The organism is Mycolicibacterium diernhoferi, from assembly GCF_019456655.1.
GTDB classification, from domain to species: domain Bacteria; phylum Actinomycetota; class Actinomycetes; order Mycobacteriales; family Mycobacteriaceae; genus Mycobacterium; species Mycobacterium diernhoferi.
On record NZ_CP080332.1, the window covers coordinates 1,008,299 to 1,017,787 of the forward strand.

Consider the following 9,489-nt stretch of genomic DNA (forward strand, 5'->3'; position numbering starts at 1 on the left):
GGAGTATCCTGGCCGCTCGCCCGATCCACGAGGAGTTGCAGTGTTCAAGGTCAACGAGTACTTCGACGGTGCCGTCGCGTCGATCGCCTTCACCACTGCGGACGGCCCGGCAACCGCCGGGGTGATGGCCGTCGGCGAGTACGAGTTCGGCACCTCCCAGCTGGAAATCATGACCGTGGTGTCCGGTGCGTTGACCGTTGTGCTGCCCGGTCGCGACGATTGGGAAACCTTCTCGGCCGGAACACAATTCACGGTGCCCGCGGACAGCAAGTTCAAGGTCCGCGTGGACGTCGAGACCGCCTACCTGTGCGAGTACCGCTGACCCGGACCGATCAGATCAGGGCCTTCTTGCCCCTGATCCGGCGGCGCACATCGCCCATCATCACCTGGCTGCCGGCGTGCCGGATGAACCGCGGCAGGAACCGGTTCACGAATGACACGAATACGAACAGGTTCTCGAACCGACGCTGATCGGCGGCGGAAAAGCTCAATCCCATCGCGTCGCGGAACACCGGCGCCAATGACCCGATGGTGAGGAACTTCAGCAGCGGCCCGAAGGTCAGCCGCAGCGGCCAGCGGACGATCTTCAGATCCACCATGCGCATCAGGTATTCGCGGATGTGGTCGTCGATGGCCACCCGCTCGCACGCGGTGTTCCAGTAAACGTCGAAATCGGCTCGCGTCGGCGGCCATTGGTCCGCGGTGACCTGCAGCGTGGTGCCCAACGGCTGTGCCGAACGGTAGAACTGTTCGGCCTGCTCGTCGGTCATCGCGCCGTGCAACAGCTGGAAGGTGTCCTCGAACCCGACGAACAGGCAGGCCGCCACCCACAGCTGCAGGTCCCGGTCGAAGGCGTTGTAACGGACCGGGCTGGTGTCGGTGGACTGCACCTGACGGTGCGCACCGTCGACCGCCTCGCGGAACGCGCGCCGCTCCTCGTCGGTGCCCAGGATGGCCACCGCCAGATACTGCGTGGTGGTGCGGGCCCGCTTCCACGGGTGCTCCATCAGGCTGCCGGATTTCACCCGGCTCTCGGCGACGCCGTAGCCGACCTCCGGCCAGGCCAGCTGCATGACCACATTGGCGGCCGCCCCGGCGAAGGACCAGAAGTCCAGCGCATCCTGGATTGCGACGTCGCCCCGGTGCCAGCGCGGGGTGCGCTGCTCGATGGTGATCCGGGTCTCGGCGGTGGTGAGGCGCGGCGGCGACCCGAAATCGAGGTAGCCCGCGGGCATGGCGTCCCCTCCTCCCGGGCCGGTCCGGCAACGTCGAGCGCCGAGGCTTCGTGTGAAGCCTGTCACACCGTGCGGAGCCCGCGCAAGGCGAGCTATGTGAATAGAGATTCACGCTCATGGATCTCCCGCCCAACGGGAAATACGAGGTCATCTAATGAATGTGTGGGTCGATTTGTAAAGAGAGATTCGCTCCGGGTGGCGATCGTGGGTCGATGCATTACCGTGGGGGTATGTCCACAGCCGACGACCCCGCGCCACCCGCAGTGCGGCGTCGGCCACGGGATCGCAAGGCGCAGATCGTCAAGGCCTCGGGGGAGGCTTTCAGCGCCCTGGGCTACCACGCGGTGAGCATGGAGGAGATCGCCGCCCGCGTCGGCATCTCGGCGGCCGCGCTGTACCGGCATGCCTCGAGCAAGTACGTGCTGTTCCGCGACGCCGTCCTGGGGCTCGGGCAGCAACTCGTCGAGAGCACCGACATCGCCGACGGGGATCGCGACCCGGCGACGCTGCTGACCGAACTCATCGAAGCCGTCGTGGACACCTCGATCGCCAACCGCACCTCCGGCGGGATGTACCGCTGGGAGGGCCGCTATCTGAACGACGAGGATCGGGCGGCGCTGAAGAGCCAGATCGGGCTGGTCAACCGCCGGCTGCAGAAACCGCTGCTGCAGTTGCGCCCCGAACTGACCTCGCACGAGCGTTGGATGCTGTCCTCGGCTGCGTTGAGTGTCACCGGCAGCGTCACCGATCACCGGGCGTCACTTCCGGTGGCCGAGATCAGGGAGCTGCTGACCGGTTTGGCCTCGGCCGTGCTCACCGCCACGCTGCCCGCGCAGTTCGACGAACCGGAACCGGAACCGTTGGCGCCCAACAACTTGAGTGTCGGCGGTCGCTACGAGCTGTTACTGCAGGAGTCGCTGCTGCTCTTCCACAAGAAGGGTTTCCGCGAGACCAGCATGGAAGACATCGCCGCCGCGGTGGGGATGAAGGCCTCCGGCATCTACCGCTACTTCCCCGGCAAGGCCGATCTGCTCGTCGCCTCGTACCGGCGTTCCGCCGACCGGGTGTCCGGCGATGTGTCGAGTGTGCTTGCCGCGGAATCAGATCCAGAACAGGCGCTGGCAAAGCTGATCGACCTCTACGTGACCCGGTCGTTCCGGGAGCCCGAAATCGCCTATGTGTACTACGCCGAGCGTGGCAACATCCCCGAGGCGGAACGCGCACCCATCCGCAACATCCAGCGTGCCACGGTGGACGAGTGGGCCCGGCTGCTTGCCGCTGCGCGTCCCGAGTTCAGCCATGCGCAAGCCACATTCGCGGTACACGCCGCACTCGCGCTGGTGGTCGACCTCGGCCGGCTGGTGCGCTACGAGAACAGCGGGCACTCCCGGGCCTGCGTGCGGCTGTTGATGGAGATGACCCTGCTCGGGCGTGAACCGCACCTCGTCTGAGCCCAGTCCCCGGTCGCCGGGGCTCAGCTGAACGGTTTGCGTTCGTCGATGCGGCGGGAGGCCAGGCCGGCCGAACGCCACACCCGCGCGATCCAGTCCTCGTCCTCCTCGGTGACCAGGTTGCCCATCATCCGCACCGCCACCTTCATCAGGAAGTGTGAGCGCATCGCCACCGGTCCGGCCGCGGGCAGGAACCTCGGCAGCGTCAGCAGCAATGCCAGCCGGCGCGCCGCGGAGAACCCACGACCGTAGTGTTCGGTCAACACCGCAGGCCAGGACTCGGTCAGATCGCCGGAGCCCAGCAGCTGGGCGGCCAGCCGCCCGGTCTCCAGGCCGTAGTCGATGCCCTCGCCGTTGAGCGGGTTGACGCAGGCCGCGGCGTCGCCGATCAGCATCCAGTTCGGTCCGGACACCCCGGACACCGCGCCACCCATCGGCAGCAGGGCGGACAGACCGGCCCGGGGTTCGCCCTCGAAACCCCACTCATCGCGGCGCAGTCCGCAGTAGTAGGACATCAGTCGCGGCAGTCGGACCTCCGCGGGGCGTTTCGCGGTGGCCAGCGCGCCCACCCCGATGTTCACCTCGCCGTTGCCCAGCGGGAAGATCCAGCCGTACCCCGGCAGCACCTTGTTCTCCGGGGACCGCAATTCCAGGTGCGAGGTGATCCACGGTTCGTCGGCGCGCGGGGAGGCGATGTACCCGCGGATCGCGACGCCGTACACGGTCTCCTGATGCCAGGCCCGGCCCAGCGTGCGGCCCAGCGTGGAGCGGGCGCCGTCGGCGACGATCAGTTCGCCCACACCGACCTCGGAGCCGTCGTCGAGGATCAGTTCCGACACCCGGCCCGTCGAGTCATGGCGCACATCAACCACTTTGACCCCGAGCAGCATCTTGGCGCCGTCGTCGGCGGCGACCATGCGGATCCGGTCGTCGAGTTCGGTGCGGGGGACCGCGCTGCTGTTCGGCGGGAACGACGGGCCCGGCCAGGGGATCTCCACATCGGCGCCGAACCCCGACATCCGCAGACCGTGGTGACTGATTCGGCCGCTCAGCCAGTCCCCGAGTCCGAGTCGCTGCAGCTCGGAGATGGCGCGCGGGGTCAGACCGTCGCCGCAGGCCTTGTCCCGGGGGAACTGTGCGGAGTCGATGACGAGCACGTCGCGACCCGCACGTGTCGCCCATGCGGCCGCCGACGCACCCGCGGGTCCGGCACCGACGACAACCACGTCTGCCTTGATCGTCCCCGAGTCGCTGCGCTCCTGCCCGCCGGTCTCATTCCCCGAGTCGCTGCGCTCCTGCCCGCCGGTCTCATTCCCCGAGTCGCTGCGCTCCTGCCCGCCGGTCTCATTCCCCGAGTCGCTGCGCTCCTGCCCGCCGGTCTCATTCCCCGAGTCGCTGCGCTCCTGCCCGCCGGTCTCATTCCCCGAGTCGCTGCGCTCCTGCCCGCCGGTGGTGTCCACGCCACACAGTATGTTGGACGAATGAGGACACCGGCGAGCGTGGTGGCGGGAGTGGACTTCGGGGATCCCGAATTCGCTGCTTCGGTACGCGACGGAGTGGCGCGCATCGAAGATCTGATGGCCACCGAGTTGGGCCGGGCCGACGAGTTGATGGCCGAGGCCGTCCAGCATCTGTTCCAGGCCGGCGGCAAGCGGTTCCGGCCGCTGTTCACCGTGCTGGCGGGCTCGCTGGGTCCCCGGCCCGAGGACGATGAGGTCACGATCGCCGGTGCGGTGATCGAACTCGTGCACCTGGCCACGCTGTACCACGATGACGTGATGGACGAGGCGCAGGTGCGCCGGGGCGCGGACAGCGCCAACGCCCGGTGGGGCAACAACATCGCGATCCTGGCCGGCGACTACCTGTTCGCCACGGCATCGCGACTGGTGTCCCGGCTCGGCCCGGACGCGGTGCGGGTGATCGCCGACACCTTCGCGCAGTTGGTGACCGGTCAGATGCGCGAAACCCGCGGCGCGGCCGAGCACACCGACGAGATCGAGCACTACCTCAAAGTCGTGTACGAGAAGACGGCCTGCCTCATCGAGGCGTCCGGCCGGTTCGGTGCGACCTTCTCCGGCGCCGGTGAAGAGCAGATCGAGCGCCTCGCCCGGCTCGGCGGCATCGTCGGGACCGCGTTCCAGATCTCCGACGACATCATCGATATCGACAGCGACCCGGATGAATCGGGCAAGGTGCCCGGCACCGACCTGCGCGAGGGCGTGCACACCCTGCCGGTGCTCTACGCGCTGCGCGAGTCCGGGCCCGACGCCGATCGGCTACGGGTGTTGCTGGCCCGGCCCATCGAGGATGACGACGAGGTCGCCGAGGCGCTGACGCTGCTGCGCCGGTCCCCGGGTATGGCGCGGGCCAAGGAAAAGGTGCGCGAGTATGCGGTGCGGGCCCGCGAGGAACTGGACAACCTGCCGGCCGGGCCGGGCCGGGACGCGCTGGCCACGCTGGTGGACTACACCGTCACCCGGCACGGCTGAACAGCCGCGCGTCCGGCGGCGTCGGAACCCAGAGGGATGGTCGGGCGTTGGATCAGCAGAGACTTTTCGTAGGAGGAAGCTGATGACCTGGCATCCCCATGCCAACCGGATGAAGACCTTCGCGCTGCTGGTCGGTATGTCGGCGCTGATCGTGTTCATCGGTTCGCTGTTCGGCAACCAGTCGATCCTGTGGCTGTCGGTGCTGTTCGCCGTCGGCATGAACGCGTACGTCTACTTCAACAGCGACAAGATGGCGCTGCGCGCCATGCACGCCCAGCCCGTCACCGAGATGCAGGCCCCGGCGATGTACCGGATCGTGCGCGAGCTCGCGACCACCGCCCGCCAGCCGATGCCGCGGCTCTACATCAGCGACACCGCCGCGCCCAACGCATTCGCCACCGGCCGCAATCCGCGCAACGCCGCGGTGTGCTGCACCACCGGCATCCTGCAGATCCTCGACGAACGGGAACTGCGCGCGGTCCTGGGCCACGAGCTTTCCCACGTGTACAACCGCGACATCCTGATCTCCTGTGTGGCCGGCGCGCTGGCCTCGGTCATCACCGCCCTGGCCAATATCGCGATGTTCGCCTCGATGTTCGGCGGGAACCGCGAGGGTGGGGCGAATCCCTTTGCCATGCTGCTGGTTTCGCTGCTCGGGCCGATCGCGGCCACCGTGGTCAAGCTGGCGGTGTCGCGCTCGCGGGAGTATCAGGCCGACCAGTCCGGTGCCGAACTGACCGGCGATCCGCTGGCGTTGGCCAGCGCGCTGCGCAAGATCGCCTACGGCGTGCAGGCCGCGCCGCTGCCACCGGAGCCGCAACTGGCCGATCAAGCCCACCTGATGATCGCCAACCCGTTCCGGGCCGGGGAGAAGATCGGCAAGCTGTTCTCCACCCACCCGCCGATCGAGGACCGTATCCGTCGCCTGGAGCAGATGGCCGGCCGGTGAAATCGCGGCGTGGATCGTGCTGATCACTCGGTCCGGGTACTCGGTGAGGTCCAACCAGGTGAAGCGCAGCACCTGCCACCCGTGCAGCACCAGGTAGTTCTGCCGACGTCGGTCCTTGGCGAACACGTCCGGGTCGGAGTGGAAGGCCCAGCCGTCGGCCTCCACCGCGACCTTCCCGGCGATGAACGCGACATCCACCAGGTGCGGCTGCGGGGCACCGTCACCTCGACGATGTCGGGCGCGAACCGGGTGAGCTGATACCCCCATGCCGCGGCCAAGCCAGTGGCCACGGCGGCGCCGCCATAGCTCCAGACCCCGGCGTCCGGTTCCCCCACGGGTGATTTCGGCGCGCTGAGCCTACGCAATGTGAACGGGAGCGCGCCGAAATCGCAGAGGGGTTAGGGTGGCGCAATGCGCATGCGAGGTTTGCTCACGACTCTGGCGGCCGCCACCGCGATGAGCGCTCCGGCGATCGCCGCGGCTGAACCCGGACCGCCGCCACCGCCACCCCCGGGTCCGAACATCAACGCCTGGGAACTGGTGAAGCCGTCGGCCTACGCGGTCAACGACGGCAGCCTGTACGCCTTCACCACCCCGGGCGACATCACCTGCGTGATGAGCCGCGGGACGGGCGGCTACGGCTGCAGCGGCCCCTTCCCGGGAGCGCCCAACGGCGCCAACGTGGTCTCGGGCGGGCAGGCCGGTGCACCCGGTTTCGCATCCGCCGCCAACCCGATCTACGTCGGGGACAAGCCGCCTCAGCCGCTGCCGCCGAACTCGCGGATCAGCTTCCAGCACGTCAGCTGCGGCACCGACGGGGTGCTGACCTCGTGCCAGAACTCGTTCGATCAGTCCGGTTTCGTGATCGGCCCGGGCGGCAGTTACGTGCTCAACGCGACCAATCCGCTGCTGGACCGGCCCGAGGGACGCAACCCCTACTTCAACTGATCGGACTCAGAAGCCGGCGCCGTGCACCTCGTGGCCGGGCTTCTCCAGCATGAGCCCGCGATAGGCGTCCTCGACGGTGCAGCCATGGTTGATGACGCCGTCGACCTCACGCGCGATCGGCATCGGGATGCCGTACTGCTCGGCGAATTCCATGATGACCGAGGCGGCCTTGACTCCCTCGGCGACCTGGTCCATGGCCGCGATGATCTCGTCGACCGTCTTGCCGGAGCCGAGCTGTTCGCCGACATGACGGTTGCGGCTGCGCTGGCTGGTGCAGGTGACGATCAGGTCGCCCATCCCGGCCAGACCGCCGAAGGTGTCCCGGTGCCCACCCATCGCCACGCCGAGCTTGGACATCTCGGACACCGCGCGGGCCATCACCATGGCGCGGGTGTTCTCGCCGATGCCCAGCGAGTAGCCCATCCCCACCGCGATCGCGTAGACGTTCTTCAACGCGCCGGCCATCTCCACACCCACCACGTCGTCGGTGGTGTACGTGCGGAATCGCCTGGTGCGGAACAGGTCTGCCAGTTTGGCGGCCAGATGCTGATCGGGCATCGCCAACACGGCGGCGGCCGCGTAGCCCTCGGCGACCTCGCGGGCGATGTTCGGCCCGGCCAGGATGCCTGCCGGATGCCCGGGCAGCACCTCGTCGACGATCTGACTCATCCGCATGTTGGTGCCCTGCTCCAGGCCTTTGACCAGAGACACCACCGGCACCCACGGGCGCAGTTCGCGCGCGAGTTCCTCCAGCACGCCGCGAAACCCGTGCGAGGGCACGCCCATCACGATGACGTCGGCGCACTGGGCGGCCTCGCAGAAATCGGTGGTGGCCCGCAACGCCTCGGGCAACACGACCTCGTCGCCGAGATACCGCGAGTTGCGGTGGTTGTCGTTGATGTCCTTGGCGGTCTCCTCCGAGCGCACCCATTGCAGTGTCGGTGTTCGTCGCGCACAGATGGTGGCGACGGTGGTGCCCCAGGATCCTCCGCCCAGGACGACGACGTTGGGTTCGCGTTGTGCAGGTGCCATCCGGTCAGCGTATTGCCGCAGCCCTGCCGGTGACCGCAAGTTGCTGAACTGACGTGTACCCGTTCGATCACGATGCGCTGCTGAAACCCGGCCGCGGGCCGTCCGGGACCCGGGAAGAGCCCGCCGGGGGGCGCCTCCCAAGCGGATAAGTTAATAGGTATTTACCCGCGTCGAAGACCGCCGCGAAGTGTGCAGGCGGATTCCCCGAGCGCCGCGCGCGGCGCTGCGGTGGAACTCGCCCGCGACACGGAATGCGTCGTAAAAACCCTCGAAAACGCCATTCCGCGTGGCCCTGCGCGGGGTGCGCGGAGCAACCTGTCACGCCGCACCGTATCGGATAACGGCGTTCGCTGTAGGTGCTACGCTCCACACTCGATCTATGTGAATGGAAATTCTGCAAAACGTTGACGCCGGCGGAGCCGCGACGATACGGTGCCAAGCACTGCGAGTGTTCTGCCGGAGGTGCCGGGGCTCGGTATCGGGAGGGATCTACTTTGCCTGCTCTATCGCTGAGCGAGAGAGGGTGACCACCTCGCGCGAGCGTCCGTCCAACGGGGGAGACGGACTCGGAGCGATCGGGGACTGGGCAACCGGGTACACCAAGCGCCATCCGATCGCCGCGCTGCAGACCGTCGGTGACCAGTTCGTGCTGGGGGTGCGCACCCTGCAGCACTTGTTCATCGATCTGTTCACGGGTCGGTTCCAGTGGCAGGAGTTCATCCGGCAGGGCGCGTTCATGGCCGGCACCGCCGTGGTGCCGACGGTGTTGGTGGCCTTGCCCATCGGGGTGACGCTGTCCATCCAGTTCGCTCTGCTGGCAGGCCAGGTCGGCGCCACCTCGCTCGCCGGTGCGGCCAGCGGGCTGGCGGTGATCCGGCAGGCCGCCTCGCTGACGGCGGCCATCCTGATGGCGGCCGCGGTGGGATCGGCCATCACCGCCGATCTCGGGTCCCGGACCATGCGCGAGGAGACCGACGCCATGGAAGTCATGGGCGTCTCGGTGATCCGGCGTCTGGTGGTGCCGCGGTTCGCCGCGGCCATCATGATCGGTGTCGCACTGACCGGCGTGGTCTGTTTCGTAGGCTTCCTGGCGAGCTTCCTGTTCAACGTGTACTTCCAGAACGGCGCACCTGGCAGTTTCGTGGCGACGTTCGCCTCGTTCGCCACCACCGGTGACCTGGTCGTCGCCCTCGTCAAGGCGGTGATCTTCGGTGCGATCGTGGCCGTGGTGGCCTGTCAGAAGGGGCTGTCCACTGCCGGCGGGCCCACCGGTGTCGCCAACTCGGTGAACGCGGCGGTGGTGGAGTCGATCCTGTTGTTGATGATCGTCAACGTCGTGATCAGCCAGCTCTACATCATGATGTTCCCGAGGGTCGGTCTCTGAC

General features: G+C 67.8%; 9 protein-coding genes and 1 pseudogene. 6 read left to right on the forward strand and 4 right to left on the reverse strand.

All coding sequences use genetic code 11. The features are described from left to right. The first annotated feature begins 40 nt into the window (after positions 1–40). A complete protein-coding gene (ppnP, locus tag K0O62_RS04815; RefSeq protein WP_073857054.1) occupies positions 41–322 on the forward strand; it encodes a pyrimidine/purine nucleoside phosphorylase in 282 nt (93 codons plus the stop codon). A 10-nt stretch (positions 323–332) separates the two neighbouring features. Here ppnP and K0O62_RS04820 read toward each other — a convergent pair whose 3' ends face one another. Further along, entirely contained in the window at positions 333–1,235 is a 903-nt protein-coding gene (locus tag K0O62_RS04820; protein ID WP_073857053.1) for an oxygenase MpaB family protein, read from the reverse strand. 230 nt (positions 1,236–1,465) lie between these two features. Between K0O62_RS04820 and K0O62_RS04825 the strand changes: the two genes are divergently transcribed. Then, positions 1,466–2,686 (forward strand): TetR/AcrR family transcriptional regulator, encoded by a 1,221-nt coding sequence (locus K0O62_RS04825; RefSeq protein ID WP_073857052.1) that lies wholly within the window; start codon positions 1,466–1,468, stop codon positions 2,684–2,686. Positions 2,687–2,709: 23 nt separating this feature from the next. Here the strand turns inward: K0O62_RS04825 and menJ are convergent, their stop codons facing one another. Then, the gene (gene menJ / locus K0O62_RS04830; RefSeq protein ID WP_205870754.1) at positions 2,710–3,912 is read right to left on the reverse strand and encodes a menaquinone reductase MenJ; all 1,203 of its coding nucleotides are present in this window, start codon (positions 3,910–3,912) and stop codon (positions 2,710–2,712) included. A 255-nt stretch (positions 3,913–4,167) separates the two neighbouring features. Here menJ and grcC1 point away from each other — a divergent pair, with 255 nt between their 5' ends. Together grcC1 and htpX are read left to right on the forward strand one after the other, a co-directional pair. Next, positions 4,168–5,175, forward strand: a complete 1,008-nt coding sequence (gene grcC1 / locus K0O62_RS04835; RefSeq protein ID WP_073857051.1) for a nonaprenyl/(2E,6E)-farnesyl/geranylgeranyl diphosphat synthase — start codon at positions 4,168–4,170, stop codon at positions 5,173–5,175. 82 nt (positions 5,176–5,257) lie between these two features. Beyond that, positions 5,258–6,124, forward strand: coding sequence for a zinc metalloprotease HtpX (htpX, locus tag K0O62_RS04840; RefSeq protein ID WP_073857050.1), 867 nt, complete (start codon positions 5,258–5,260; stop codon positions 6,122–6,124). Here the strand turns inward: htpX and K0O62_RS04845 are convergent. Beyond that, positions 6,122–6,328, reverse strand: a pseudogene (locus K0O62_RS04845) (endonuclease domain-containing protein); the annotation flags it as partial. The gene htpX and the pseudogene K0O62_RS04845 overlap by 3 nt on opposite strands. A gap of 213 nt (positions 6,329–6,541) precedes the next feature. On the opposite strand from K0O62_RS04845, the gene K0O62_RS04850 reads away from it, so the two are divergent. Continuing rightward, entirely contained in the window at positions 6,542–7,072 is a 531-nt protein-coding gene (locus K0O62_RS04850; protein WP_308214402.1) for a hypothetical protein, read from the forward strand. A 6-nt stretch (positions 7,073–7,078) separates the two neighbouring features. Here the strand turns inward: K0O62_RS04850 and K0O62_RS04855 are convergent, their stop codons facing one another. Then, positions 7,079–8,104 carry an NAD(P)H-dependent glycerol-3-phosphate dehydrogenase gene (locus tag K0O62_RS04855; protein WP_073857048.1) on the reverse strand — a complete coding sequence of 342 codons (1,026 nt, stop codon included), beginning with the start codon at positions 8,102–8,104 and terminating at the stop codon, positions 7,079–7,081. A gap of 523 nt (positions 8,105–8,627) precedes the next feature. Between K0O62_RS04855 and K0O62_RS04860 the strand changes: the two genes are divergently transcribed. Beyond that, the gene (locus K0O62_RS04860; protein ID WP_073857047.1) at positions 8,628–9,488 is read left to right on the forward strand and encodes an MlaE family ABC transporter permease; all 861 of its coding nucleotides are present in this window, start codon (positions 8,628–8,630) and stop codon (positions 9,486–9,488) included. Position 9,489: the final 1 nt, after the last annotated feature.

Excerpts from the sequence above, each read along its gene's own strand:
- K0O62_RS04825 (WP_073857052.1), top strand. The coding sequence starts at position 1,466 with ATGTCCACAGCCGACGACCCCGCGCCACCCGCAGTGCGGCGTCGGCCA.
- grcC1 (WP_073857051.1), top strand. The coding sequence starts at position 4,168 with ATGAGGACACCGGCGAGCGTGGTGGCGGGAGTGGACTTCGGGGATCCC.
- htpX (WP_073857050.1), top strand. The coding sequence starts at position 5,258 with ATGACCTGGCATCCCCATGCCAACCGGATGAAGACCTTCGCGCTGCTG.
- K0O62_RS04855 (WP_073857048.1), bottom strand. The coding sequence starts at position 8,104 with ATGGCACCTGCACAACGCGAACCCAACGTCGTCGTCCTGGGCGGAGGA.
- K0O62_RS04820 (WP_073857053.1), bottom strand. The coding sequence starts at position 1,235 with ATGCCCGCGGGCTACCTCGATTTCGGGTCGCCGCCGCGCCTCACCACC.
- K0O62_RS04850 (WP_308214402.1), top strand. The coding sequence starts at position 6,542 with ATGCGAGGTTTGCTCACGACTCTGGCGGCCGCCACCGCGATGAGCGCT.